This window comes from Pseudomonas sp. 9Ag, from assembly GCF_902506445.1.
Lineage (GTDB): Bacteria > Pseudomonadota > Gammaproteobacteria > Pseudomonadales > Pseudomonadaceae > Stutzerimonas > Stutzerimonas stutzeri_AB.
In genome coordinates this window covers 1,291,664-1,315,810 of sequence record NZ_LR733836.1, presented here as the reverse complement: position 1 = coordinate 1,315,810, position 24,147 = coordinate 1,291,664, and the positions used below count along the sequence as shown (strand labels likewise).

The 24,147-nt window shown below is 61.1% G+C and carries 20 protein-coding genes and 4 pseudogenes; 16 read left to right on the top strand and 8 right to left on the bottom strand.

Translation table 11 applies throughout. The features are described from left to right. The first annotated feature begins 13 nt into the window (after positions 1–13). The 4 genes from ALTERO38_RS05995 to ALTERO38_RS05980 all read left to right on the top strand — a co-directional run bounded on the left by ALTERO38_RS05995 (position 14) and on the right by ALTERO38_RS05980 (position 6,225). Positions 14–1,270, top strand: a complete 1,257-nt coding sequence (locus ALTERO38_RS05995) for a benzoate/H(+) symporter BenE family transporter (RefSeq protein ID WP_159967639.1) — start codon at positions 14–16, stop codon at positions 1,268–1,270. 265 nt (positions 1,271–1,535) lie between these two features. Next, positions 1,536–3,494 (top strand): TRAP transporter fused permease subunit, encoded by a 1,959-nt coding sequence (locus ALTERO38_RS05990; RefSeq protein WP_159967638.1) that lies wholly within the window; start codon positions 1,536–1,538, stop codon positions 3,492–3,494. 38 nt (positions 3,495–3,532) lie between these two features. Further along, on the top strand, positions 3,533–4,525 hold the full coding sequence (locus ALTERO38_RS05985; protein ID WP_159967637.1) for a TAXI family TRAP transporter solute-binding subunit: 993 nt from the start codon (positions 3,533–3,535) through the stop codon (positions 4,523–4,525). 65 nt (positions 4,526–4,590) lie between these two features. After that, positions 4,591–6,225: a thiamine pyrophosphate-binding protein gene (locus ALTERO38_RS05980; protein WP_159967636.1), complete on the top strand. Its 1,635-nt coding sequence runs from the start codon at positions 4,591–4,593 to the stop codon at positions 6,223–6,225. Between the two features lie 78 nt (positions 6,226–6,303). Here ALTERO38_RS05980 and ALTERO38_RS05975 read toward each other — a convergent pair whose 3' ends face one another. The 4 genes from ALTERO38_RS05975 to ALTERO38_RS05960 all read right to left on the bottom strand — a co-directional run bounded on the left by ALTERO38_RS05975 (position 6,304) and on the right by ALTERO38_RS05960 (position 10,002). Next, a complete protein-coding gene (locus ALTERO38_RS05975; protein WP_159967635.1) occupies positions 6,304–7,062 on the bottom strand; it encodes an SDR family NAD(P)-dependent oxidoreductase in 759 nt (252 codons plus the stop codon). A gap of 62 nt (positions 7,063–7,124) precedes the next feature. Continuing rightward, complete coding sequence (locus ALTERO38_RS05970) at positions 7,125–8,387, bottom strand: TRAP transporter large permease (RefSeq protein WP_159967634.1); 1,263 nt, start codon at positions 8,385–8,387, stop codon at positions 7,125–7,127. Between the two features lie 4 nt (positions 8,388–8,391). Next, the gene (locus tag ALTERO38_RS05965; RefSeq protein WP_159967633.1) at positions 8,392–8,964 is read right to left on the bottom strand and encodes a TRAP transporter small permease; all 573 of its coding nucleotides are present in this window, start codon (positions 8,962–8,964) and stop codon (positions 8,392–8,394) included. A gap of 60 nt (positions 8,965–9,024) precedes the next feature. Next, positions 9,025–10,002, bottom strand: coding sequence for a TRAP transporter substrate-binding protein (locus ALTERO38_RS05960; RefSeq protein WP_159967632.1), 978 nt, complete (start codon positions 10,000–10,002; stop codon positions 9,025–9,027). 580 nt (positions 10,003–10,582) lie between these two features. Between ALTERO38_RS05960 and ALTERO38_RS05955 the strand changes: the two genes are divergently transcribed. The 4 genes from ALTERO38_RS05955 to ALTERO38_RS05940 all read left to right on the top strand — a co-directional run bounded on the left by ALTERO38_RS05955 (position 10,583) and on the right by ALTERO38_RS05940 (position 15,165). After that, positions 10,583–12,019, top strand: coding sequence for a UbiD family decarboxylase (locus tag ALTERO38_RS05955; RefSeq protein WP_178114572.1), 1,437 nt, complete (start codon positions 10,583–10,585; stop codon positions 12,017–12,019). A 112-nt stretch (positions 12,020–12,131) separates the two neighbouring features. Next, positions 12,132–13,574 carry an aldehyde dehydrogenase family protein gene (locus ALTERO38_RS05950; RefSeq protein ID WP_159967631.1) on the top strand — a complete coding sequence of 481 codons (1,443 nt, stop codon included), beginning with the start codon at positions 12,132–12,134 and terminating at the stop codon, positions 13,572–13,574. A 21-nt stretch (positions 13,575–13,595) separates the two neighbouring features. Next, positions 13,596–14,546, top strand: a complete 951-nt coding sequence (locus ALTERO38_RS05945; RefSeq protein ID WP_159967630.1) for a LysR family transcriptional regulator — start codon at positions 13,596–13,598, stop codon at positions 14,544–14,546. Further along, complete coding sequence (locus ALTERO38_RS05940) at positions 14,533–15,165, top strand: UbiX family flavin prenyltransferase (protein WP_159967629.1); 633 nt, start codon at positions 14,533–14,535, stop codon at positions 15,163–15,165. Before ALTERO38_RS05945 ends, ALTERO38_RS05940 begins: the two co-directional genes overlap by 14 nt. 44 nt (positions 15,166–15,209) lie before the next feature. On the opposite strand, the gene ALTERO38_RS05935 is transcribed toward ALTERO38_RS05940, so the two are convergent. Next, the gene (locus ALTERO38_RS05935; RefSeq protein WP_159967628.1) at positions 15,210–15,989 is read right to left on the bottom strand and encodes an alpha/beta fold hydrolase; all 780 of its coding nucleotides are present in this window, start codon (positions 15,987–15,989) and stop codon (positions 15,210–15,212) included. Between the two features lie 88 nt (positions 15,990–16,077). Between ALTERO38_RS05935 and ALTERO38_RS05930 the strand changes: the two genes are divergently transcribed. Genes ALTERO38_RS05930 through ALTERO38_RS05920 form a run of 3 tightly spaced genes read left to right on the top strand, consistent with a single transcriptional unit; the run spans position 16,078 to position 18,510 of the window. Continuing rightward, complete coding sequence (locus tag ALTERO38_RS05930; protein ID WP_159967627.1) at positions 16,078–17,046, top strand: XdhC family protein; 969 nt, start codon at positions 16,078–16,080, stop codon at positions 17,044–17,046. Next, a complete protein-coding gene (locus tag ALTERO38_RS05925; protein ID WP_159967626.1) occupies positions 17,036–17,659 on the top strand; it encodes an NTP transferase domain-containing protein in 624 nt (207 codons plus the stop codon). The genes ALTERO38_RS05930 and ALTERO38_RS05925 overlap by 11 nt, the downstream gene beginning before the upstream one ends. Positions 17,660–17,661: 2 nt before the next feature. Continuing rightward, a complete protein-coding gene (locus tag ALTERO38_RS05920; protein WP_159967625.1) occupies positions 17,662–18,510 on the top strand; it encodes an AraC family transcriptional regulator in 849 nt (282 codons plus the stop codon). A gap of 39 nt (positions 18,511–18,549) precedes the next feature. On the opposite strand, the gene ALTERO38_RS21470 is transcribed toward ALTERO38_RS05920, so the two are convergent. Both ALTERO38_RS21470 and ALTERO38_RS21465 read right to left on the bottom strand, forming a co-directional pair. Next, the gene (locus ALTERO38_RS21470; protein ID WP_256663793.1) at positions 18,550–18,891 is read right to left on the bottom strand and encodes a hypothetical protein; all 342 of its coding nucleotides are present in this window, start codon (positions 18,889–18,891) and stop codon (positions 18,550–18,552) included. Between the two features lie 95 nt (positions 18,892–18,986). Then, entirely contained in the window at positions 18,987–19,181 is a 195-nt protein-coding gene (locus ALTERO38_RS21465; protein ID WP_256663936.1) for an SDR family oxidoreductase, read from the bottom strand. Between the two features lie 57 nt (positions 19,182–19,238). Between ALTERO38_RS21465 and ALTERO38_RS05910 the strand changes: the two are divergent. Further along, positions 19,239–19,845: pseudogene (locus ALTERO38_RS05910) on the top strand (helix-turn-helix domain-containing protein); the annotation flags it as partial. A 175-nt stretch (positions 19,846–20,020) separates the two neighbouring features. Here the strand turns inward: ALTERO38_RS05910 and ALTERO38_RS05905 are convergent. Then, a pseudogene (locus ALTERO38_RS05905) lies at positions 20,021–20,555 on the bottom strand (LysR substrate-binding domain-containing protein); the annotation flags it as partial. On the opposite strand from ALTERO38_RS05905, the pseudogene ALTERO38_RS05900 reads away from it, so the two are divergent. The 4 genes and pseudogenes from ALTERO38_RS05900 to ALTERO38_RS05885 form a co-directional block, all read left to right on the top strand. Continuing rightward, a pseudogene (locus ALTERO38_RS05900) lies at positions 20,553–20,904 on the top strand (SDR family NAD(P)-dependent oxidoreductase); the annotation flags it as partial. The pseudogenes ALTERO38_RS05905 and ALTERO38_RS05900 overlap by 3 nt on opposite strands. Before the next feature lie 19 nt (positions 20,905–20,923). Continuing rightward, a pseudogene (locus tag ALTERO38_RS05895) lies at positions 20,924–21,508 on the top strand (2-hydroxychromene-2-carboxylate isomerase). Between the two features lie 528 nt (positions 21,509–22,036). Beyond that, positions 22,037–22,675, top strand: coding sequence for a hypothetical protein (locus tag ALTERO38_RS05890; protein ID WP_159967624.1), 639 nt, complete (start codon positions 22,037–22,039; stop codon positions 22,673–22,675). Further along, the gene (locus ALTERO38_RS05885) at positions 22,672–23,637 is read left to right on the top strand and encodes a M48 family metalloprotease (RefSeq protein ID WP_159967623.1); all 966 of its coding nucleotides are present in this window, start codon (positions 22,672–22,674) and stop codon (positions 23,635–23,637) included. Before ALTERO38_RS05890 ends, ALTERO38_RS05885 begins: the two co-directional genes overlap by 4 nt. Positions 23,638–24,147: the final 510 nt, after the last annotated feature.

Here is a 24,147-nt window from a genome sequence, read left to right as displayed (position 1 = left end):
CGGAGGCGTTGCCATGTCCCAGAATCTTTCACACCCAACGGTCGAGCTGTCCGCTTCTACCGGCGAGCCTACGCTGCGCCGTGCATTCAACTCCAAATCCATTAGCGCAGGGGTAGTCGCCGCCCTCTTCGGCTGCACCGGCCCGGCACTGGTCGTCATCAATGCAGCCGAAGCCGGCAATCTGAGCAATGCCCAGACGGTCGCCTGGCTATTTGCGATCTATGTTCTCGGTGGGCTGATCAGTCTGTTTCTCGCGCTGCGCTACCGTCAGCCTATTTGCGGTGCCTACACCATCCCCGGCGCCGCGATTCTCGCCGCCTCACTTACCGTGATTCCGTTTAGCGATGCGGTGGGCGCCTTCATCATGAGCGGGCTGCTGGTCTTCTTGCTCGGCATCACCGGCTTGATCGGCCGCTTGATGCGCTGGCTGCCGATGCCAATCGTCATGGCCATGATCGCCGGGGCACTCATCCGCTTCGCCACGGGTGCGATCGATGCGATCGTGCTTGCGCCGCTGATAGCAGGGGTCGCTGCCCTGAGCTTCTTCCTGGTCACGCGTTTCACCCGTGCGGTGCCGCCGGTATTGGTTGCCGGGGTGGTCGGGCTGGTGCTGGCCTTCTCCTTTGGCCAGCTGCAACCGGCCGACGTAGACATCGCCTGGGTGATGCCGACGTTTACCCTGCCAACGTTCTCGCTCGACGCCTTTCTGGCCATCACCATTCCGCTTACCGCGCTGGTGATCGGCGCCGAAAACGCGCAGGCGACCGGTGTTTTGTTGGCCGAAGGCTATCGTCCGCCAGTCAATGCGATGACGGTGATCAGCGGTATCGGCGGCGTGCTGGCCGGGCTGCTCGGCGGACACAACGCCAATATCGCCGGACCAATGACGGCAATCTGCTCGTCCGAGCAGGCCGGAGACGATCCGCGCCTGCGTTACGGCGCCGCGATCGTAAACGGCGTGTTGTTCGCCCTTTTCGGGCTGTTCGCTGGGCTGGCGGTGCCCTTCATTCTTGCCTTCCCGAAAGCATTGATCGTCGTGGTCGCCGGCCTGGCGATGATCGGCGTACTGCTCGGAGCCCTGCAGCAAGCATTTCAGAAGGGCGGTGCCTGCCAGACCGGCGCCTTCGTCGCGCTGGCCGTGGCGATGAGTCAGTTCTCGCTGCTGGGCATCAGCTCGCCGTTCTGGGCGCTGCTGTTCGGCGTCGCAGTGTCCGCATTGCTCGGTGAAATTCGCACGGCCGGTGCCGGACAGGGCCCTAAAGCACGCTAGAGCTGTGCCTGATGGCGCGTATCAACATTCCTTAATGGCCAGGCCTTCCGGCAAGCGCCAAGATGAATCTGCCGCCGACGCCTGCGTCGGCTGAGCAGACAACCGATAAAAACAACAACGGTGAACGCCATGATCCTCTGCCAGACCCCCGGGTCGCCGGCCCGTCTCGTCGCCCTGATCGCCACCGGCCCCATGGCCTGCGCGCAATGCTCAATCGGCTCCCTTGTACTCAGGCATCAGGCCGCCATCCAGCAGGGCTGAACCCATGAAAAAATTCTTGAACCCTGCCTCCATCGTCGCGCTCTGCTGGTCGGCCTTCCAGATCTACATGGTCTACGGCACGCCGCTGGACCTGATCGTCGCGGTGCCAATCCACATCATGTTCGGCCTCGTGCTGACCTTTATCACCCACCCGCTGCGCAAACAGGACCTCGGCCACTTCAACGCGCTGCGTGTCTCGGATTACCTGCTCGCCGCCGTGGCGGCAGTTATTGCCCTGTTCTACCTGCTCAACGCCGAAGCACTGACGATGCGCATTGCGATGGTCGACCCGTTGCGGCCGATCGATCTGGTGGTGGGCATCGTCACAATCGCCCTGGTGATCGAGGCTGTGCGCCGCGCCCTCGGCATGGGGCTGACGGTGGTCATCCTGGTGTTTCTGGTCTACCAGTTCATCGGCCCGCAGCTGCGCGGCATTCCGATGCTTAGCATCATCGGTCACGACGGAGAGCCGACCCGGCTGTTTCTTGAAACCTTCCTCGACGTGCAGGTGCTACAGAACGAAGGCGTGTTCGGCATCCCCAGCATCGTCTCCTACGGCCAGGTATTCTACTTTCTACTGTTCGGCGCTTTCCTGCAGCTGTTCGGCGGCGGCCAGTTGTTCATGGACCTGTCCGTACTGCTGGTCGGTCGCTTTCGAGGCGGTATGGCGAAGGTCTCGATCGTTTCATCGACGCTGTTCGGCTCGGTCAGCGGCAGCGCGACGGCAAACGCAGCGGTTATGGGCATGTTCACCATCCCTGCAATGAAGAAGTCGGGCATGAGCGCCGAAGAGGCGGCAGCGGTCGAGGCGGCCTCCTCCACTGGCGGCCAGATGATGCCGCCGGTCATGGGCGCGGCGGCCTTTTTGATCGCGCAGTTCATGGGCATCCCCTACGCTGACGTGGCGATCGCAGCATTGATCCCGGCGCTGCTGTTCTACGTCGCGCTGTATTTCGTCGTTGACCTACTGGCACGACGCAAGGGCCTGGCCGGCCTCAAGCGCGACGAACTGGGCACCAACTGGAACAGTGTGCTCAAGCGGCTGTATCTGCTGATCCCGGTGTTCGTGCTGGTCTACCAGATCATGGCCGGCCGCGCACTGAGCTCGTCGACGCTGCAGGCAATTTGGATCACCCTGGTGTTCGGCCTCTGCACCCGCGCCTGGGAGGGCTTTCGCACCGAAGGTGGCAACGGCGTGTTGAAGGCTGCACGCTCGGTATTGAGCGATTCGATACAGGCGCTGGACTCCGGCGCGCGTGGCGCCATCGCGGTGGCCATCCCTTGCGCCGGTGCCGGCATCGTGGTCGGCATCGCCTCGATGACCAACCTCGGCTTGACCTTCGGCAGCTTCGTCACGGCCCTGTCGGGCGGCATGCTGATCCCGGCGCTGCTGCTGGTGATGTTCATGGTCATCGTGATGGGCATGGGCATGCCGACCACCGCCGCTTACATCATGGGTGCAATCCTGGCCATTCCGGCCCTCGACAAGCTCGGGATCCCGGCGCTGTCGTCACACTTCTTTGTGCTCTATTTCGCCGCGCTGTCGATGGTCACGCCGCCGGTGGCACTGGCAGCCTTCGTCGCTGGCGGGATTGCCAAGGCGGATGTCTGGAAAACCGGATGGGTGGCGTTCCGCTACAGCCTGGCGGGATTCCTGGTGGCCTTCGCCTTTGTCTTCAGCCCTGCGCTGCTGCTCCAGGGCGAATGGCAGGCAATCGTTCCGGCCGTCGGCACTGCTGTGATCGGCTGCTACGCCCTGGCCGGGTGCGTGGCGGGCTATCTGCGCGCACGTAACTCGCTGCTGGAGTCGGCTCTGCTGCTGATCGCCGCCGCACTGCTGATTGCGCCGGTGCTGAAGGCCTCGCTAGGCGGGCTGGCGCTGCTTTGTGGTGTTTGGGTCTGGCAGAGCCGCAAGGCTCGCCAGGCGCAGAGTACTTGTGTGCTGGAAAGGTCCGGGGCCTAGCGCCAACGGGCTGCATATCAACCAAGGAGAACAACAAAATGAAAAAATTCCTGACAAAGTACGCCGCCGTTGCGGTAATAGGGGCCATGGGCCTGAGCGGCAGCGCGTTGGCCGCCGAGCCGGTGAATGTGAAATTCGCCGCGGGGCCGACCGGCACCACCTGGTATGCCTATGCCGGTGCCCTGCGCGGCGAATTACTCCAGCGCCTTCCAGAAGGCTCCACGGTGGATATCCAGGGCACGCCAATGGCGATCGCCAACACCAAGCTACTGGCCGCCAAGCGCGCGGACATCGGAATGATCTTTCCTCCGGTGGCCGCCTGGGCCCAGCAGCCGTTCGGCCCGTTCGAGCGCAAGATCGAGAACATCCGCGGCCTGGTCGGCGGGCTCGACGAGTATTACCAGCGCATCACCGTGCAGACCGACAGCGAAATCCAGTCGATCGCCGAGATCAAAGAAAAGAAGCTGCCGGTGCGCATCGGCACCGGTCCACAGGGCAGCCTCAACGAGTACATCGCCAAGTTGATCCTCGAAGCCAACGGCCTGTCCTATGAGGACATCGAGTCCTACGGCGGCAGCATCGGCAAATCGAACCTGAGCATCCTGCAGGACCAATTCGGCGACAAGAAACTCGACATGATCATCGGCATCACGACCGCAGGCCACCCAAACACCGCCCAGCTGTCGATTACCCCCGGCCAGCGCTTCCTCAGCCTCAGCGAAGAGGCTAGTGCCTACCTGGAGAAGTTTGGCTTCGTCCGGGCCACCATGCCGGCCAACATGTTCGAAGACCAGGAGCAGACAGTCGAGGGTGTCGGCTTCAGCACCTCGCTATACGCCACCGAGACGATGTCCGATGAAGATGCCTATGCGATCACCAAGGCCGTGATGGAAGGCCGCGAGGCACTTCAGCGCTCGTTCGGCTCGATGAAGGGCTGGACCACCGAAGGCTCGGCCGAGCCGGCCAACCTTGCCGCCCCGCTGCACCCGGGCGCCCAGAAGTACTACAGCGAAATCGGGCTACTCAAGTAACCCGCCCTACCGCGCCGCCTTCCCCACGGCGCGGCTTTTTTCGCCCCTCATCCAGCGAGGAACGAATGACAGCCGATACCCAGCCCGACGGCGGCAAGGCCATCGTCGAACTGCTAAGACGCAACGGCGTGGATCGGGTGTTCACGGTCCCCGGCGAAAGCTTTCTGCCGGTGCTAGACGCCCTTCACGATGCGCCCGACATCGCCCTTGTGGTGTGCCGCCAGGAAGGCGGCGCCTCAATGATGGCCGAAGCTTATGCCAAGACCACCGGGCGCCCGGGCGTCTGCTTTGTTACCCGCGGGCCGGGCAGCGCCAATGCGCTGGCCGGGCTGCATGTCGCAGCTCAGGACTCCACCCCGCTACTGGTTTTTGTCGGTCAGGTGCCGCGCGGGTTTCAGGGGCGCGAGGCCTGGCAGGAGGTCGATGTCGGCGCGCTGTTCGGTTCGGTGGCCAAATGGTCGACTGACATTCAGGACGCCGCACGCCTGCCCGAGTACCTGTCGCGCGCGTTCAGTACCGCCCGTTCCGGCCGTCAGGGCCCGGTGGTACTGGGCCTGCCCGAAGACTTGCTGTTCGAGCGGCTGGACACTATCGAACTGGGTCCGGCTCCGATCAATCAGAGCTATCCGTCGCCGTCGGCAATGGCGCAGCTGAGCCAGATGCTGAACGAGGCACAACGCCCATTGGCGATCTTTGGCGGCTCCGGCTGGGATGCTGAATGCCGCGCGCGGCTGCAAACTTTCGCCGAAGCCCAAGCGTTGCCGGTGGCTACGGCCTTTCGCCGGCAGGACCGTTTCGACAACAGCCATCCCAGCTACGCTGGCGACGCTGGCCTGGGCATGAATCCCGAGCTCGCCAACCTGATCGGCGAGGCCGACCTGCTGCTTGCGGTTGGCACCCGCCTGGGCGACATCACCACGCGGCATTACGAACTTGTGGACGTGCCGAAGGCGCGCCAGCGGCTGATCCACATCCATCCCGATCCGCAGGAGCCCGGCCGCGTCCGCGTACCGGATCTAGCAATCTGCGCGGCGGTGAGCGAGTTCGCCGTAGCCACCGAGGAACTGCAGGCAGGTCCTGTCACGGCTTCGCGCAAGAGCTGGCTTACTCGCGCGCGAAACATTCGCGCAGCCTGGCAACAGCCGACCCCATCCCCTGGGCCGCTCCAGCTCGCCGAGATCGTCGCCTGGCTCGGCCAGCGGTTGACGTCCGAAGCGGTGATCACAAACGGCGCTGGCAACTACACGCTCTGGGTGCACCGCTTCTACCCTTTCCGCGGGCTGGGCAGCCAGCTGGCGCCGACCTCCGGCTCGATGGGCTACGGCCTGCCTGCAGCCATCGCCGCGAAACTCGCCGAGCCGTCGCGGCCAGCGGTGTGCTTTGCCGGCGACGGCTGTTTCCAGATGACCTGCCAGGAGCTGGCGACCGCGATGCAGTACGGCGCCAACGTAATTATCATCGTGGTCAACAACGGCTCCTACGGCTCGATCCGCATGCACCAAGACAAGCACTACCCCGGCCGCCGCTATGGCACCGACCTGGTCAATCCGGATATGGTCGCCCTCGCCCAGGCTTACGGCGCCGGTGCAGCACGGGTCGAACGCACCGAGCAATTTGCAGACATCTTCGAGCAGGCCATGACGGCTAGTCGGCCGTTTCTCATCGAACTGGTGATGAACCCGTCGATCCTGCGGCCCTGACACCCGGCCCGCAGGGCTAGGACTGGGACCACAGAAAAGGCCGCGTCTAACGCGGCCTTTTCTGTGGGTCGTCGCTGCTCAGTGCATCACCGAACCGCCGTCGACCACCACCGTCTCCCCGGTCATGAACGCGCTGTCATCCGAGGCAAGAAACAGCAGCGGGCCGATCAGATCGCCAGGCATCTGGTCGCGCTTGATAGCCCGGCTAGCGATCACCGGCGCGGTCAGCCGCTCGCGCATCTCGGCATTGGCGACTACGCCCTCACTCAGCACCAGCCCGGGCGCCAGCGTGTTGACTGATATTCCGAAGTCGCCCAGTTCGCGGGCCAGCGCGCGCGTCAGCGCGAGAATGGCGCCTTTGGACGTTACGTAGTGCAGGAGTCCCGGGGTGCCCTTGAATGGCGTGCCGGACGATATATTGATAATCCGCCCCTGACCTCGCGCCTTCATGTGGGGCGCCACGGCGCGGGCGCAGATGAAGGGGCCACGCACGTTCACGGCCATTACCTTGTCCCACTCCGCGACATCAATGTCCTCGAAGTCCTTCATTTTCAGCGAAGCGTAAATCGCGGCGTTGTTGATCAGCACGTCGATCTGCCCGAAGCGACCCAGCGTCGCAGCGGCCATGATTGCCGCCGACGCTTCATCCGACACGTCGGTCTTCACCGCAATGGCTTCGGCGCCCATGCCCTCCAGCTCCTGAACGAGTGGAGCACCATCAAGCACATCGGCGATGACGATGTGCGCACCCTCGGCCGCCAACGCGCGGGCGTAGATGGCACCGATGCCCTGGGCCGCGCCGGTAATGATCACGACCTTGTTTTTCATACGACTCATAAATATCTCCAGTCAAATCCGGCCAAGCGAGCCGGGGTGCGCTTTACGACCTGTAGCAGGCCTCATGAGATGAATGCGGTCACCAGGCCCGGCTGCCAGGAAATCAGCACCATCACCAACAAGGTGACCAGCAGGAACGGCAGCAGCGGCCGCATGATCTCGCCCGGACGACAACCGGTGACGCGAGAGGCGACGTAGAGGGCGGCCCCCACTGGTGGGGTGAGCAGGCCGAGGGTCAGGTTGATGCACATGACGACGCCCAGGTGATAGGCGTTGATGCCGTAGACCGACTCGGCCACCGGCAGCACGATCGGTACCAGCAGGATCAGCGCGGCGATGCCGTCAATCACCATGCCGACGACCAGCAGTAGCGCGATCAGCAGCAACATGTAAACGAAGGGGTCGCTGGTCATCCCCTGCATGATGGTGCCCAACTGCTGCGGAATCTGCTCGTAGACGATCACCCAGCCGAACACCGCTGCCGCAGCCACCAACGCCAGTACCACGCCACTGTTGATGCCCACTCGCAGCAGCATGTCGCCCATGCGTTCGAACTTCATCTCGCCATGGGCGAAACGGCCGACCAGCACTGCCATGGCCGCCCCGACCGCTGCGGCCTCGGTCGGCGTGGCGATGCCACCAATGATTGAGCCGATCATCACCACCGGCACGCTCAACGACGGCAGGCTGCGCACCACGTTGCGCAGCTTCTGTGCGCGGCTCAAGCGCTCGCTTGGCGGGTATTGATAGAAGAAACCGAGCAGCGCGATGACCAGGATGAAGCCCGCGGCCATCAGCAACCCAGGGACAATGCCGGCGATGAACAGGTCGCCGATGGAAATCTGTGCCAGCACGCCGAAAATCACGAACAGCATCGACGGCGGAATTACCGGAGCCAGGAGCGCCCCAGCTGCCGTCGTCGCGGTGGCGAAGTTGCGGTCGTAGCCCTTCTGGTGCATCTCCGGCACCATCACCTGCGCCATGACCGCGACCTGCGCGTTGGCCGAGCCGACGATCGAGGCCAGCATCATATTGGCGAGAATATTGATGTAGGCCAGCCCGCCCTTCACCGAACCGAGGAACACCGAGGCGAGGGCGACCAACCGCTTGGTGATACCGCCCTCGTTCATCAACTCCCCGACCAGCATGAACAAAGGAATTGCGAGCAATCCGTAATTGTCCAGCCCGCCAAAAAACTGCTGTGGATAGGACAGAAACAACACGCTATTGCCGCTGGACTGGATGTAGACCATTGCGCTTACAGCCAGTACCAGCGCGATCGGCACACCAATGAACAGCAGCACTACGAAAAGTCCGATGACCATTTCTTTATTCCCCCGAGCCAACGGCCGCTGCTGGACGGGTGCCCGTCACCGAGTGCGGCGTACGCAAGCTGTCAATCAGGTTGGCCAGTGCGTGGATACTGCTGGTGAAAGCCACGACCGGCAGGATCAGCCAGAACCAGAACTTGGACACACCCAGCGTCGCGGTCGGCTCCTGGTAAACGAAGTTGAAGGACTCGGCAGCAAAGGCGTCGAAATCGAAGCCACTGCGCCAGAGCAGCAAGGGGTCGAACCATAGATAGCAGAGCACCAGTAGCGCCACGGCAAAGCCAAGCACCACGAGATCGGCGACGCAGCGCAGCAGTTTGCTCAAACGCTTGGGGACGGCATCGGTCAGCAGCGTCACGGCCACCGCTTCGCGCATCTGTAGGGTCACCGACAGCCCCAGCATCGCCAGCCAGACCATGGTCAGGACCGCCAATTCATCAAGCCAGAAGATCGGCACCTTAAGTGCGCGGCCGGCGACGTTGACCAGAATCATCAGCGGCAAGACCACCACCAGCAGGCGTAGCGCGGCCCGTTCGGCGCGTCCGATCGTGTTGCTCAGGGCGCGGATCATAGACATTTCTCCAAAGGACTCTCAGCTGAAGCCCCGCTGGTCGCGGGGCCCAGCTCCGGGTTACAGGCCGGCCGCTTCCTGGCGCAGGTTGCCGAGCACCGGGGCCTTTTTCTGCCAGAGGTTTTCCCACTGCTGCAGCGTGTCGCCGAAAAACTCGGGGCCCACCGCCATCACCTTGACGCCCGCCTCCTCGATGCTGGCCTGAGTTTCGGCCTCGGCTTGCTGGTAATGCGGGGTAAGGCTGTCGAGGTGTTTGCGGGTCAGCTCGCGGACCAGGCCTCGATCTTCTTCACTCATCTGCGACCAGATCCGGCCGGACATCAGACCGATGACCGGAAACATCATGTGGTTGCTCTGCAGGACGGTATTGGCACGCTCGTAGAGGCGCAGCTTCCAGATCAACTCAAGATCGGCGTCCACGCCGTCGACCTGCCCGTTAGCCAGCGCGTCGTACACGTCGGTGACCGGCATCGGTGTCGAGGCGGCGCCGAGCAGGCGGTAGAAGTCCTGTACCGGCGGGAACGGCGTGATGCGAATCTTGCGACCACTGATCGCACCGACATCGTCGGTAGGGAAGGCATTGAGCATCAGCCGCATGCCGGCAACCCCGTAACCAAGCCCGACCACACCGGCCTTGCCGGGCAGCTGGTTGAGCATCCCCTGGGCAGTGGGGCCATTGAGCAGCTGGCCGGCCTGCCCCACGTCACGTACCAGATAGGGTGCGAACAGCGCGCCAAAATCCGGCACCCGGTTAGCCACTTCGGCGGTGGTCATGAACGCCATGTCGAGCGCGCCGGTCTGCAGTTGCTGGAGCATGCGCGCCTCGCTGCCCAGCTGACCGGCGGGAAACACTACAACGCTGTACTCCCCACCCGAGCGTTCCTTGAGCTCCTCACCCATGGCTTGCGCGGCCTGCGTCCAGGCGTGACTTCCCGGGACGATCAGCCCCAGGCGCAGATCCTTGGCCATCGCGCCGGCGCTGAGCATCAAGCCGGCAGCAGACACTAGCGTGCACAGCAGTCTGGTTGTTCTTTTCATGGTCCACCTTTCTTGTTTTGGGAAGTGACTAACAGCCACGCCATGCGGCGTTGAGCACCTGTTTGCGCGCCGACGACCATCAAGCGAACGCAGCCGATCACTGATGATCAGGCGCAGCGCTGACAGGGCTGTTCGTTCAGCAGGGACGAATCGGTGCGGACGGGGGACAGCCAGCCGCGTGGCCATGGTGGCTTGGCGCAGACGGCAGATGACATGAAGCCCGTGCGTGACCGCGACGGGGCAAATGGATCAAGCGTTCGATGGCGATGCTCATATACGGCCCTCTTGTTGTTCTTTTTTGCCGACCCTGCGACGTGCCGCTTCGAGTCCGGCCTAGTGGTAGCCACGAACCTAGCGCAAGGCCGCTCGTTGCAGCCATTAGTGAATAATGATGTCGAGGATCAGGGATTGTTATGGGGCGCGCTGACTGGCCGTACCACTGCCAGACACAGTCCGTGCCAGATTGCGATAAAGCAACGGGGCATCGCCGGTGCTGATGGACCGCATCAGAAAAGCTTAATAGGCACGCTTGCCTGTCGCTCCTAGCATGGCCAAAACAATAACCACGAGAGAATTCGCCATGCCGACCATGCCCTCCTTTTCGGCCGAATCAACTGCATCGGCACTGCCGGTCGGCGTCAGCTTGCGCGGCTGGCTGGATCATCTACAGCAAACCCAGCGACTGAGCGTCATCAGCCCTGGAACGGAACTACGCTTCGGTGTCGCGGCCATTGCTAACCGGCTCGACGGCAACAGTGCGTCGCTGTTCCTGCAACCCGGCGGGCATGAGATTCCCGTGATCTCCGGATTGCTCTCGGATCGTCAATGGATGGCTGAAGCAATGGGCGTCGAGCCGAGCCAGGTGCTTGCCCGTTTCGAGCAAGCCAGCCTTGAGCCGCTGCCTTGGCAGGAAACCGAGGACGCGCCCTGCCAGCAGGTTGTCCATCATGAGGTCGACCTGCTCGCTCAGTTGCCAATTCCCACACACAATGAACACGACAGCGGCGCCTACATCACCGCCGGCCTGCTGATCACCCGCAACCCGCGTACCGGCGTGCAGAACGTATCCATCCACCGCCTGCAGGTCAGCGGGCCGAATCGTCTCGGCGCGCTGTTACTGCCGCGTCATGCGCTGGCGTACTTTCAGGAGACCGAACGCGAGAACGAGGACCTGGAAGTCGCCGTCGTGGTCGGTTGCGATCCGCTGACACTGATGGCGTCGCAGGCCATCGTGCCCATCGACCACGACGAGCTGGAAATCGCTGGCGCGCTGCATGGCCGTCCGTTGCCGGTGGTCAAGTGTGTGACCAACCGCATCCGTGTGCCGGCCGAGGCGGAAATCGTCATCGAGGGTCGCCTGCTGGCAAACGCCCGCGCGGCAGAAGGACCGTTCGGTGAATTCCCACAGTATTACGGCGAACGCGCCGAGCGCCATGTGATTGACGTGGATGCCATCACCCACCGCCAGGCGCCGATGTTCCACACAATTGTTGGCGGCGGCCTGGAGCATCTGTTGCTCGGAGGCATCCCGAGAGAGGCGACGATGCTCGCACATCTGCGCCGCAGCTTTCCCTCGGTACGCGACGTACACCTGGCCCGAGGCGGCGTGTGCCGTTACCACCTCTACGTGCAGATCGACAAGCGCTCGGAAGGCGAGGCGAAGAACGTGATTCTGGGTGCATTGGGCGGCCACTACGACATCAAGCACGTGGTGGTGGTCGATACCGATGTCGATATTCATAACCCTACCGAGGTGGAGTGGGCCGTGGCGACCCGCTTCCAGGCCGATCGAGACCTGGTGCTGATCCACGAATCCCAGGGTTCGAAGCTCGATCCGTCCACCCGCGACGGCGTCGGCTCGAAGATGGGCTTCGATGCCACCGTGCCGCTGTCGGCACCACCGATGCGTTTCAAGCGCATCCGCGTGCCAGGCGAGGCCGAGGTCGATCTGCACGACGTCAGCCACCTGGCCCCCGCCGACTGGCAGCAGCTGTTCGGTCAGCCGCGCAACGGCTGACCCGCGAGGGCGCGCAGAAACAGCCTGACCGCTCATGGCGGGCCATGGACGCCGCGCCTTTTCCAGCGACTTAAAACAAACACAAGTCAGAATCGCCGGACAGGAGATACAGATGCAGCAGGCACGACATTACATAGACGGTCAGTGGTGCGACAACGGCCAATGGGCTGAAAGCCTCGATCCCGCTAATGGTCAGCTTGTCGGACGCTTTGCCGATGGCGGCGAGGAGCAGGCACGGGCCGCGGTCGAGGCCGCCGCCCGGGCATTCGAAAATCCGCAGTGGTCTCGAAACCCGCGCCTGCGTCAGCAGGTCATGCTGGACTGGGCCGCTGCGCTGAAGGCTCGCCAGGAAGAACTGGCTGCACTACTGACTCGCGAAAATGGCAAGGCCGTCGCTCAGTCGCGCGGCGAGATCGGCGGTGCCATCTCGGAAATTCTCTATTACGCAGGCCTGGCGCGACATAACCCCGGCCATGTGCTGGAAGTCGCCCCCGGTGAGTTCTCGACGATGCTGCGCGAGCCAGCCGGCGTGGCCGGACTGATCATTCCCTGGAACGCTCCGGCGGTGCTGCTGGTACGGGCGCTGGCTCCGGCGCTGGCCGCAGGTTGCACCTGCGTAGTCAAACCGGCGCCACAGACCGCATTGTTCAACGCCGCTTTCCTCGCACCGCTGCTGGAGTCGTCGAATCTTGCGCCCGGCGTAGTGAATCTGTTTGCCGAGACCGGCCACGCCGGCGCGGCCTATCTGGTCGCCACGCCGAAAGTCGACGTGCTCAGCTTTACAGGCTCCACGACCACCGGCATCCAGATCATGAGGGATGCGGCGCCCACCATGAAGAAGCTGTCCCTGGAGCTCGGCGGCAAGTCCTGCTGCCTGGTGCTGGGCGACGCCGACGTGGCGGCAGTGGCGCCAAAGCTGGCCGCGGCTGCCACCATTATCTCCGGCCAACAATGCACTGCCGCCCGGCGCGTACTGGTCCATGCCAGTCGCGCAACCGAAATGAAAAAGGCGCTGGCTGCGGCGCTCGCCGAAGTACGCCTGGGCCATGGGCTGGAAGCCGCAACTCAGATGGGTCCGCTGATCGACCAATGCTCGCGTGACCGGGTCGAGCAACGCATCCGCGAGTCGATGGACAGCTGCGACGAGGTGTTGCTGGCTGGCAGTCGCCCTGGCGATGCGCTGAGCAGCGGTGCCTTCCTCTCGCCAACGCTGATCGCGCATCAGGACAGCGGCGCGTTCTTCTGTCAGGAAGAGATCTTCGGCCCACTGCTGGTGCTGGAAACGTTCGAGGACGAAGCGGAGGCCGTTAGTCGCGCCAACCATACCGACTTCGGTCTGTCGGCCAGCGTCTGGACCCGAGATGGCGCACGCGCCATGCGTCTGGCCCGGGCGCTGCGTAACGGCACCGTGTGGATCAATGATCACAACAAGCTGTTCGCCGAAGCGGAAACTGGCGGCTATCGCAAGAGCGGGCTGGGCCGCCTGCACGGCTACGACGCGCTATTGGATTTTACAGAGCTCAAGCACGTCTACCAGAATGTCGGGACCCTATAGGTCGGTATCGACGAGGTTGAAATGGAACTGCGTCAGCTCAAGTACTTCACCTGTCTGTACGAGGAAGGGTCGGTGACCAAGGCAGCGCAGCGGCTGAACATCGTTCAGCCTGCCCTGTCGATGCAGATCTCCAAGCTGGAAGAGGAGCTCGGCCAGCCGCTGTTCGAGCGCACGCCCAAGGGCATGACGCCAACCGAAGCCGGGGTGCAGGCCTACCGCCTGTTCATGCCGATCCTCGGTGAACTGCTGGAAGCCCGCCAGACCCTGATCGACCGCAGCGGCCAGATTGGCGGGCGGATCAACGCCGGGCTGATCGCCTCGGCTGCAAACCAGGCGCTAGCCAGCACACTGGCCTACTTTGTCGAGCACCACCCGGACGTCGATCTGCAAGTCAGCTACGGCTATAGCCAGGATCTGATCGATCGGGTGTTGTCCGGGGCGCTGGACTTCGCGGTGATCAACCAAAGCTTTCAGCAGGAGCACTTGCACCGCATCGAGATTCTCAACGAGGAGTTGCTGGTAGCCACTGGCGCCACCACTCGGCTGCGCCTGCCAATGCCGATCCCGCTCACTGCGCTGGGAGAGCTCAAGCTGGTACTGCCCTCGCGCCGCCACGGCCTGCGCATTGTCATCGACCGGGCGCTTGCCGCCCAGGGGCTGGAGCTGGCGCCGCATCTGGAGCTTGACGACCTCACTGTGATCGAAAGCTTCCTACGCCGTAGCGACTGGATCAGCGTGCTGCCCGCGACCGTGCTGCAACGTGGGCTAGAGGAAGGCGCATTACGCGCCTATCCGCTGGCGGCGCCCGGAATCACCCGGCGCATGGTCTGTGTGCACGACAGTCGCCGCCCGCTGACCCCTGCCGCGACGCTGTTCATCGACGTCATTAGCAAAACGTTGGGCACTGCCCTCAACGCCATCCATTTCTACAAGGAAGGCGCCATTCAGGAAACCGACCATGATCTCAACTAGCCCCCGCCCGCAGCGGCTTGTCATCGGCATCTCCGGCGCGTCCGGCGCAATCTACGGGGTGCGCCTGCTCGAACTACTACGCGACACGCCAATCGAAACGCATCTGGTGGTGTCGAAATCGGCGCTGATCACACTGTCCCACGAAATGGGCCTGTCCTGGTCCCTGCTCAAGCCGATGGCGACCGTGTGCTATTCAAATCAGGACATTGGCGCCGCCATTGCCAGCGGCTCGTTCAAGACCATGGGCATGGTCGTCGCGCCCTGCTCGGTACGCTCGATGTCGGAGATTGCCAGTGGCGTGACGTCCACCCTGCTGACCCGCGCTGCCGACGTGATTCTCAAGGAGCGTCGCCGCCTGGTGCTGATGGTCCGTGAGACGCCACTGCACAGGAATCACCTGCGTACCATGACCGAACTGGCCGAGCTTGGCGCCATCATCGCCCCACCGGTACCGGCGTTCTATACCAAGCCGGCCTCGCTCGGCGAAATGGTCGACCACACCCTCGGACGAGTGCTGGATCTGTTCGATATCGAACTCGGCGTGGTCAAGCGCTGGCGGGAAACGCCGGAAGACCTGCCAACCCTCGACGAGGTTGAGGCGACCATACGAGAGTGCTGACGCCCATGCCTATGCCCGACGCCTTCCACCGGACCCGTAGCCACTCAGCGCGGCAGCTTTGCCATGAAGCCCGCGACCAGCGTCAGCACGCGATCGCGGGCCTGGTTCTGCGGAAAGTGGCGACAATCGTCGAGCAATACCGTTTGGCAGTTGCCGCCAACCTCACATGCGATGGTTTGCAGCTGTGCGGGTGTGGCGAACTCGTCGTCACGGCCCTGAATGGCGAGCAATGGCACCTGGATGCACGGCAAGGCTTGATGCAGGTTCCATTTGGCAAATGCCGGGTGCAGCCAGGTTTCACTCCAGCCGCGAAAGGCACCGTCAAGGTTTTCACCGTGATAGGCGCGCAACCGTTCGCGAAGGTCGCCACGGGCATAGGCGTTGACGGTGCGGCGCACACCTTCGACGCTGGCTTGCTCGACATCGACGTGCGGCGCGAGGACAACCACACCACTCACACGCGGATCCCGGCGGGCGGCGTAGGCCAGCGCAATAGACGCGCCGTCGCTGTGACCGAGCAGCACCACTTGACCGAGCGCCAAGCTGTCCAGCACGCGCCCAAGCTCATCGGGGCCGGCCACGCTGAGGTAATCGAGCGCACGTGGCAGCCGAACCGGGCTGGAGCGGCCATAACCCTGCCGGCTATAAATCAGCACCGGCGAGCCGCAGTATTCAGCCAGCTGCGTTGGGAAGTCCTTCCACAGCTCGAGGCTGCCGAGCCCTTCATGCAACAGGACGAGCGTCGGACCGGTCGAACCCTGGGGCTGCAGCAACTGATACTCGAGCCTGGCACCGGCGATTTCGATGAATTCTCGGTGCGTCATGGCGTACGGGGCCTTCTGTTTACGGGCCCGAAGATTAACCGATCTGCGCGGCGCGTTTGGCGCCGGCGCCCGTCATGGGAACTCTGATATGCGTCAACTCGACCTCCAGGTCATCGATGCCGCGCTGAAATGGATCCGTGAAGGTCACACCGTCTGGCTGTGCACGGTGCTTTCGACCTACGGTTCGGCACCACGCGGGCCCGGCGCGATGCTAGTAGCCCGCGCCGACGGCCAGTTCGTCGGTTCGCTTTCGGGCGGCTGTGTCGAGGAAGCCTTTATTGAAAGCCTGGCGCGCGGCGAGCTGCGCGCGCCGGCCCAGATCGTCCGCTACGGCGAGAGCGACAACGAGCGTCAGCGGCTGCGCCTGCCCTGCGGCGGCATCCTTCAGGTGTTGGTCGAGCACCGCCAGCCGGACGAGGCCTGGGGCGACCATCTGCAGGACCTGTACGACGCCCTGCTTGGCCAACGTCGATTGGTGCGCGAGCTCGACCTGAGCTACGGCGCCTTCGTGCTCGCGCCAGACGACCGTGGCGGGGACATCACGCAGGTAGAGAACGAGCGCGTACGTCTGCGCATCGGCCCGGTGCTGCGTCTAATCCTCGCTGGGCTATCGCCAGTTGCCGAATACTGCGCCAGCTTCGCCCGGGCCATCGGCTGTGAGGTGATCGCCTGCGATCCGCGGGAGGAAATGTGTGAGCGCCCGCCCGAAGGCGTCAACTTTCATGCGGTATTGCCCTCGGAATTCATTGCTGCCGGCCACTGCCATGAAGCCACCGCTGTGGTCGCCCTCACCCATGACCCACGCATCGACGATCTGGCGCTGATGGAGGCCGTGCGCACGCCGGCTTTCTACATCGGCGCCATGGGTTCGCGGAAAACGTCGGCCCAGCGCGCCGAACGACTCGCGAGGGTTGGCGGGTTGTCCGAGCAGCAGATCGCACGTATCCACATGCCCATCGGGCTCGACCTCGGCAGCAAAGCGCCCGCGGAGATTGCCCTGTCGGTAGTTGCCGACGTACTGCGCGTCTACCACGGCAAGGCCCGTGATGAACTCTAAAACGGCTGTGGTGGGCCTGGTCCTGGCCGCCGGACGCGCCACTCGCTTCGGCACTGACAAACGCCGGGCGCGCCTGGCCGACGGCCGTACGCTGCTGGAGGCGAGCCTTGCCAACGCCGCAGAGGCCTTCAACGAGCTGCTGCTGGTGCTGCGCGACGGCGACACGGTCGACGATCTGCACCTGCCGCCGCAGGTTAGGATGATCCACACGCCGTTGGCCGAGCGCGGTCTCGGTGCCAGCCTGGCAGCAGGCGTCGCGGCGCTCTCTACACACCCCGCCAAGGCGCTCGCGGTGCTGCTCGGCGATATGCCCTGGGTGCGCCAGGATACTTGCGCAAGCTTGATCACCGTAGCCGACGCCGCGCACATCGTGCAGCCTCGCCATGACGGCCACCTAGGCCACCCGGTACTGTTCGGTCGTGCTTTCTGGCCCGCGCTATGCGAACTTGACGGCGACAAGGGCGCGCGCAGCCTGATCCGCCGTCATCCCGAACATTACAAAACGGTGGACGTCGAGGATCCTGGCATTTTGCTGGATGTCGACCGTCCAGCCGATCTTAACGAGCGCTCGGCAACCGCCGTCGCCTTCACCAGCCAACCCGTAAGGAGCTAGCGATGTCCTCTGCGCAACGCGTTTTTCACGGTAAATTCGGGCGGGTGGCGCTGCTCGACATGGATCGCCCCCTGGTCACCCACTCGCACCACGAGTGCCATGTGCTGGTGAAGGCTTCAGGGGCTGACACCTTCTTCAATGTTAATGGGCGTCAAGTGCCACTCACCGATCGCTGCGCGGTATTGATCAACGCCTGGCAACCGCATTATTACGATTTCCAGCCAGGCGCCGAGCAGACGCAGATCCTCGCGCTCTACATCGAGCCGGCGTGGCTGGCCGAAGCCCAACAGTCACTGGCGCTGAGCGCACATCCAGGTTTCTTTTCCCACCCCTGCATTGAGCTCAGCAGCAAGAATCGGGCAATGGCCGATCGGCTGATCGCCGAGGCCTACAGTGCCGGGCTGCTTCCGCGCGAGCACATCGAGTTTCTATTGTTCGATTTTCTGATCGAGCTGATCGAGGACTTCTCTCAGTGGAAACAACTGCGTCGCCTCGGCGCTCAGACCCGCCAGGGGTTTCGCGATGGACGAATTCGTCGCGCCTCCGAATATTTGCAGACGCACCTTGATGATCCGGACTGCTTGAACAACGCAGCAAAAGCCGCCGGGTTGTCGCGCGCGCACTTTTTCACCTTGTTTCGGCAGGACACCGGCATGACACCCGCTTTGGTAGTCAATGATGCACGCATGCGCCGGGCATTCGTCTGGCTGGAGCGCGAGCGCAGCGGCACGCTCGGTCAGCTCTCCGAGAGCCTGGGATTTTCCGAACAGGGTCACTTCACCCGCTTCTTCCGTCAACACATCGGCGCCTCCCCAAGCCAGTACCGGCGGGTAGTAGATAGCTACGCATGAGCCTGGATTCTGCTCCTAATGACTAGTCCCAGTGCGTCATCACCAATAGCCTACCGAATGTTCGAACGGCTGCTTTGGAACGATGCTCGTGGCATTGAGAGGTACATACGCAACGTAAAGCCCTAATTCCGCCAACCTTTCGGCTATGCCAATACCTTCGCCTTTATTGGCGCCAGTAGCTGGCGCTTGCCACTTACTCGACATCGTGCGTATTTCGGTGGTTAGGGGGCAAAGGGAAGTAAGGGTAATGCCTTTCAGGCGGTCTGCTTTACCGCATCTCTCTGAGCCCATTTGACGTGGTGTTACCTGGGAAGCGCCGCCGTCAGCGAACAGCTCGGCGCCGTTGATCTGGCTCGGCGCATCGCTCGCCAGCAAGATCACGGCTTTACCGATCTCGTGCGCCTGACCGATACGACGGAGCGTGCTCTTCTTTCACTAAGGGCATCGATCACCTGCTGCGCGTTCGCGCCAAGCACTTAACGCAGAGACTGGGTGCCTACTGGGCCAGGGCTGAGCAGGTTGATGCGTACGCCAGAGCCTTTGACGTCCAGAATCCAGCTCCTCACCATCTCGCGTAATGCGGCCTTGGTGGTTCCGTAGACGCTCAGGCTGGGCCCGGGGTTGATCGAAGCGGTCGAGCCGATTATGACGACGCTGCTGCCCTCGCCCATTAACGGCAATGCGCCCTGCACCGTGAAGGTGCATCAGCCTGACGCTTGCTCCCACCATCCACATTGCTGGCTGACCTGCCTAAACCTGCTGATCGCCATGAGGGCGACCCCGGTTTCTCGCTGGCAGCCGTCACGCCCAAATTGATGGATGCCTGGGGGCGCATGTTGCGATGGATGGGCAACTTGGATGCTATTGCCGTCCTGGCGCCGGCGTATGAATCCGAAATTCTGTTTCGCGTACTGCAAGGCCCGCACAGCTGGATGTTGCAGGAAATCGCAGCGCGGGATACCGCTATGGCCCGTGTGAACACGGCCATTCAATGGATCCGGCGGAATTTGCCAGCCCATCAGGGTTAAAAGCCTGGCGCAGAAGGCAGCGATGAGCGTCTCGGCCTTTCACCGACACTTCAAGGCGGTGACGACCTTGAGCCCATTGCAGTATCAAAAGCGCGTGCGTTTGCTCCAGGCGCGGATGCTCATGGTGGCCAGTGGCAAGAGCGTCACAGCGGCAGCTTTCGAGGTGGGCTATGAAAGCCCGACACAATTCAGCCGGGATTACGCGCGGGTATTTGGGCTTCCTCCTGCCAGGGATACAGGAAGAATTCTCGGGGAAACGAAGGGGTCCAGAAACAAACGTGTGAAAGAAGACGCAAGATTTCCTTGAGGGTTCTGCCTAAACGAACAGCGACAGGCAGCAAACGGCCCGGTGTGTGTAAAAACTTCGGGCTCCAAGCAGCTTTTCCTCACTATGCATGCAACGGCGTCCTAGCTGCTGCTCAATCATCACCGAAGTAACCGGCCCTGTATCGTCTCTACTAACCCTGAGTCGGAGCCATAGCTCAGATCCGATGCTGCTCTAGCAAAAAGTCTACGAAAACCCGCACCCGCGCCGGCATTGCCGCACCGCCAATGAACACAGCGTGGATGGGCTCCCGGTCATCTGGGTTCCAGGTCTCCAGCAGAGGCACAAGATCGCCGTTTTGCAGATCTTCAGCCACGCTGAACTCGCCGATACGCGCGATGCCGGCACCTTCCCGTGCCAGTTGTGCCAGCGTTTCACCACTGCTGCATTCGATGTTGCCGCTGACCTTGATAAAAAAAGTCTCTTCCGTCGCGGATAAACGGCCAGTTGGGTTCGGCACGACGGAAGTTGAAGCGTAGGCAGTTGTGCCTTAGCAGGTCTTCTGGTTCCTGGGGCGTGCCATGGCGCTGCAGATACCCCGGCGAAGCCACGACCACCTGGCCCGTGTCGCCGATCTTGCGAGCGGTCAGCGGGCTGTCGGGCAGATGGCCAAACCGTACCGCAACGTCGGCCTGGCCGCCGAGAATGTCGACCACCTCGTCGCCGAGGGTAAGGTCTATGACGATGGGGTAATGCTCCAACGAGGGCGTGGAACGATAATCTTCACCGGAGCGACAGCATCGCTGCGCGGCGGCATCGGTTTCGCAGCCTTCGCCAGTGCCAAATTCGCGCTACGCGCCCTTGCTCAAAGCATGGCGCGCGAACTTGGACCGGAAGGTATCCATGTGGCGCACCCGATCATCGACGGCGCCATCGACACAGCATTCATTCGCGATAACTTCCCTGAACGTTTCGCGCTGAAGTCGCAGGATGGGATCCTCGACCCAGAACATATTGCTGAACAGTATTGGCAAATACTGTCAGCCTCGCTCTGCATGGACGCACGAATTGGATCTGCGCCCCTGGCTGGAAACGTTCTGAGTGATAGGAGTAGCGAACCATGAGCAAGCAGATCGAGTTCTTCTTTGATGTAGGCAGCCCGGCCAGTTACCTGGCCTGGACTCAACTCCCCTCTTTAGCCGAGCGACATGACGCCGACGTGGTGTGGAAGCCGATGCTGCTCGGCGGCGTGTTTCAGGCGACCGGCAAAAGTTCACCGGCCACTGTTGAAGCCAAGGGCCGCTACAGCCAACTGGACCTATAGCGTTTCGCCAGGCGCTATGGTCTGCCGCTCAATCATAATCCGCACTTCCCCATCAACACCTTGACGCTGATGCGCGGCGCTGCGGCCTATCTAGGCACGCCGCGTTTCCATGATTATCTGCACGCCATTTTCAATGCCATGTGGGTGGAGCAACGCGACATGCACCAGCCTGAAGTTATAGCCGAGGTATTAGCGGCGGACGGCTTTGATCCCCGGGACGTTCTGAGCCGATGCAGCGACCCGGTGGTGAAAGATCGATTGAAAAGCCTAACCACCGAGGCAGTGAACCGCGGAGTGTTCGGTGCGCCAACCTTTTTTGTCGGAGCGGAAATGTTCTTTGGTCAGGACAGACTGGAGTGGGTTGAGCGAGCCCTGGGATAGCTTTCGCGTGCAAGGCTGGGAACGCTGCGAAGAAGAACTGCTTGCGCGTGCCTGCTACTTTTCATGAGCATCGCAAAGATGCAACGTGGGCTCGACGACCACATCTTGCTGCAAGCAGTCCTTAGCGACCGGCTGCTACCGGCCAGAAGCGGACAGTCAACCCAATCAATGATCTGTTCCCTTTTCCCCCTCTGAAACCCATGCCATAGGGCCTGTCCCTATCGTATAGCCAAAAGGTAGGTGGGCCTAAGCAATGCACCTGTCCTGTCTCGATACCCCGCTATCCATAGATCAGTGATCGATGCTGGATCTACCAGAGCCTACTAGCGCTTGCGCTGGAAGATCGGGAAGAAGCTCGTTTGGACTTTGTGTCCTTGATGTCGATTTGATTCGCTCTACGCCGCATTCAGGCCTGACGGAGTTATGAGTTCCATGTCGGGAAGTTGTTTGCGTACTACAGTGAGGTATGAGCCCTGCAATGGCTCTACAGGATGGCGGCCTTAGTGATTGATATGTAAGGAGTATTTCATGCTTCTGCGTAAATTATTTGTTCTTCGGGCTTTTGTTATTGTTTTCAATATCATGATTTGGTCTCACGCCTCTGCCGAAAAGATTGGCGGAGCTGAACCAAACGGGTGCGGAACTGGATGGAATGCACCGTTCGTTCCGGATTCAATTATCGGCCTATGCGACTTTAGCGGTGCTTGCAGCGAGCATGATAAGTGCTATGCAAAATGCGAGACGTCGCTTGAGAGGGTTTGCGAATACAGGCGGTGCCGGAATGGCGGCGACCTGTATAAGAGCAGTGAATGCAATAATGTTAAATTCAAGCTGCTTCAGAACTCTGCTCAGATGCGGCGACAAGAGTGCGATGTTGCATTGCAGGCTGACATAATTGCCACTAACAAGCGTAGAGTGTGTATTGTTGCAGGAATCATATATCGTAAGGCTGTTAGGTTTGCAGGGGATATTAGTTTCCAGGGGATGATCCCAGTTACTCAGATATCTGACCCAGATCAATACAATGAGGCTATCTCTACATTTCTCACGTCAGGCACTGAAAAGCAGTTTGAGGACTTTCTTCGCGCCGAACTCAGCGGAGATCCGAAAGTTGATTTTTTTGAAGAGTTGAAGTACGACAGCCAGCAAGGGATTGTCAACCAATGAGGCGGGGTAGCGCTTCGGGGACTAAATGTTCCCTTATTCTTATTCTTATTCTTATTCTTATTCTTTTGATTGGTGGGGGAGTTTCACCTGTATTCGGAGATGATGAGGCTGATACCATCGAATCGATGCAGGATACGATGGATGCGGGGCAAAGAACTTTAGATCTGTTAATGGAGAAATTCCGCCCCGTAGTAGAGGAGGAGGCTCCTGAGCTTTATCGAACTGAGGCAGTAAGAGTTGAAGCCGTAGCTGATTTTAATGCGTTCGCAAACGATAGCAATAAGAGCATAGTCGTTCCGCTGGGGTTTGTGGCTGAAACGTTTTTTCAAGCTAGGGCTCTAATGCAAACTTATGATGAGAATCTAGATCCGCGTTTGTATCAAGAGTACATGAAGTATTTGTCTGAGAGAGGGCTTGAGTCAAGAAAAAAAGGGTATAGCCTTGGCTTCAATGATTTTTGGCTTTGGGCTGGGATCAATAAGCCTTGTTGTATAAATGATCAGCATGATTATCAGTACCGTGCAAGGCTGGAGGGATTTATGATTGATGCATTAGCATTTCCTCTGGCGCATGAAATTGGGCATGTAGCTCTAAGGCATAAGAAGTACAGCGATATCTCGCCCTCAGTGTCTAGGCAGCAAGAGCATGAGGCTGATAAATATGCTTTGGGGCTGATGAGTGATACTGGGTTAGGTATCCAGGCATCCATACTTACCCAGTTGCCACGATTTGATTTGGCCGAGCGCTCTATGGAGTTTCCACAGAACACGAAGCCGACGCATCCATCAACAGCCTGCAGAATTGAGTTTTTAACAAGGGATTTATTTGAGCAGATTGAAAGTGATCCGCAGAAAAAGGCAGATTTTAATGGTAGTAGCTCGATGTCTATTGATGAGGTGCGAGACTATTTCTATGATGTGATGCTGGAGTGTGAATCTGACGACTTATACATGCCTGAATGATTTATCTGAATTGCGGATGCCCCGTGAGAGGCGGTTAGAAGTCCCCAGGACAAGAAATTTACGGCTGTTCTTTTGATAGTTTTGACTGCGCCCGGTAGGAAATTTTTACCGGGACGACATAGAACAGCGAGGGCTCGATTGCGGCGAAATTATCCGCGAACAGAAAAATGAAAATCTGGACAGCTCCAGTAGCGATCACGTAATCAGTCAGTTTCTGCTCGAATTTGGTCTCTTATTCGGCAGACGCTATGAATGACTGCTTTTGGCCAATTGCGGCCGGTGTCGACGGTCAGCTACCGGCCCCAGAAGCGGCCGATCAGCAGCAAATAGATATTCTCCTTTTCTGTCAGTCCAGCACTACTCGCTGACCAGCCAGTAGGCTTTAGCTGCTCCGCCTTGCCGCGCGTAACCCGATGCAGAAAGCCATCAGGTTCGCAAGCCGCTCATTAACCATAGATCGGTGACTGGACGCCAATGACGGAGAAACTGAGCTGGGTTGCCGGGGTGGAC

Excerpts from the sequence above, each read along its gene's own strand:
- ALTERO38_RS05930 (WP_159967627.1), top strand. The coding sequence starts at position 16,078 with ATGCGTCAACTCGACCTCCAGGTCATCGATGCCGCGCTGAAATGGATC.
- ALTERO38_RS05950 (WP_159967631.1), top strand. The coding sequence starts at position 12,132 with ATGCAGCAGGCACGACATTACATAGACGGTCAGTGGTGCGACAACGGC.
- ALTERO38_RS05965 (WP_159967633.1), bottom strand. The coding sequence starts at position 8,964 with ATGATCCGCGCCCTGAGCAACACGATCGGACGCGCCGAACGGGCCGCG.
- ALTERO38_RS05955 (WP_178114572.1), top strand. The coding sequence starts at position 10,583 with ATGCCGACCATGCCCTCCTTTTCGGCCGAATCAACTGCATCGGCACTG.
- ALTERO38_RS05990 (WP_159967638.1), top strand. The coding sequence starts at position 1,536 with ATGAAAAAATTCTTGAACCCTGCCTCCATCGTCGCGCTCTGCTGGTCG.
- ALTERO38_RS05940 (WP_159967629.1), top strand. The coding sequence starts at position 14,533 with ATGATCTCAACTAGCCCCCGCCCGCAGCGGCTTGTCATCGGCATCTCC.
- ALTERO38_RS05995 (WP_159967639.1), top strand. The coding sequence starts at position 14 with ATGTCCCAGAATCTTTCACACCCAACGGTCGAGCTGTCCGCTTCTACC.
- ALTERO38_RS05970 (WP_159967634.1), bottom strand. The coding sequence starts at position 8,387 with ATGGTCATCGGACTTTTCGTAGTGCTGCTGTTCATTGGTGTGCCGATC.
- ALTERO38_RS05925 (WP_159967626.1), top strand. The coding sequence starts at position 17,036 with ATGAACTCTAAAACGGCTGTGGTGGGCCTGGTCCTGGCCGCCGGACGC.
- ALTERO38_RS05975 (WP_159967635.1), bottom strand. The coding sequence starts at position 7,062 with ATGAGTCGTATGAAAAACAAGGTCGTGATCATTACCGGCGCGGCCCAG.
- ALTERO38_RS05980 (WP_159967636.1), top strand. The coding sequence starts at position 4,591 with ATGACAGCCGATACCCAGCCCGACGGCGGCAAGGCCATCGTCGAACTG.
- ALTERO38_RS21465 (WP_256663936.1), bottom strand. The coding sequence starts at position 19,181 with ATGGGCGAGGGCAGCAGCGTCGTCATAATCGGCTCGACCGCTTCGATC.
- ALTERO38_RS05985 (WP_159967637.1), top strand. The coding sequence starts at position 3,533 with ATGAAAAAATTCCTGACAAAGTACGCCGCCGTTGCGGTAATAGGGGCC.
- ALTERO38_RS05945 (WP_159967630.1), top strand. The coding sequence starts at position 13,596 with ATGGAACTGCGTCAGCTCAAGTACTTCACCTGTCTGTACGAGGAAGGG.
- ALTERO38_RS05885 (WP_159967623.1), top strand. The coding sequence starts at position 22,672 with ATGAGGCGGGGTAGCGCTTCGGGGACTAAATGTTCCCTTATTCTTATT.
- ALTERO38_RS05960 (WP_159967632.1), bottom strand. The coding sequence starts at position 10,002 with ATGAAAAGAACAACCAGACTGCTGTGCACGCTAGTGTCTGCTGCCGGC.
- ALTERO38_RS05920 (WP_159967625.1), top strand. The coding sequence starts at position 17,662 with ATGTCCTCTGCGCAACGCGTTTTTCACGGTAAATTCGGGCGGGTGGCG.
- ALTERO38_RS05890 (WP_159967624.1), top strand. The coding sequence starts at position 22,037 with ATGCTTCTGCGTAAATTATTTGTTCTTCGGGCTTTTGTTATTGTTTTC.
- ALTERO38_RS05935 (WP_159967628.1), bottom strand. The coding sequence starts at position 15,989 with ATGACGCACCGAGAATTCATCGAAATCGCCGGTGCCAGGCTCGAGTAT.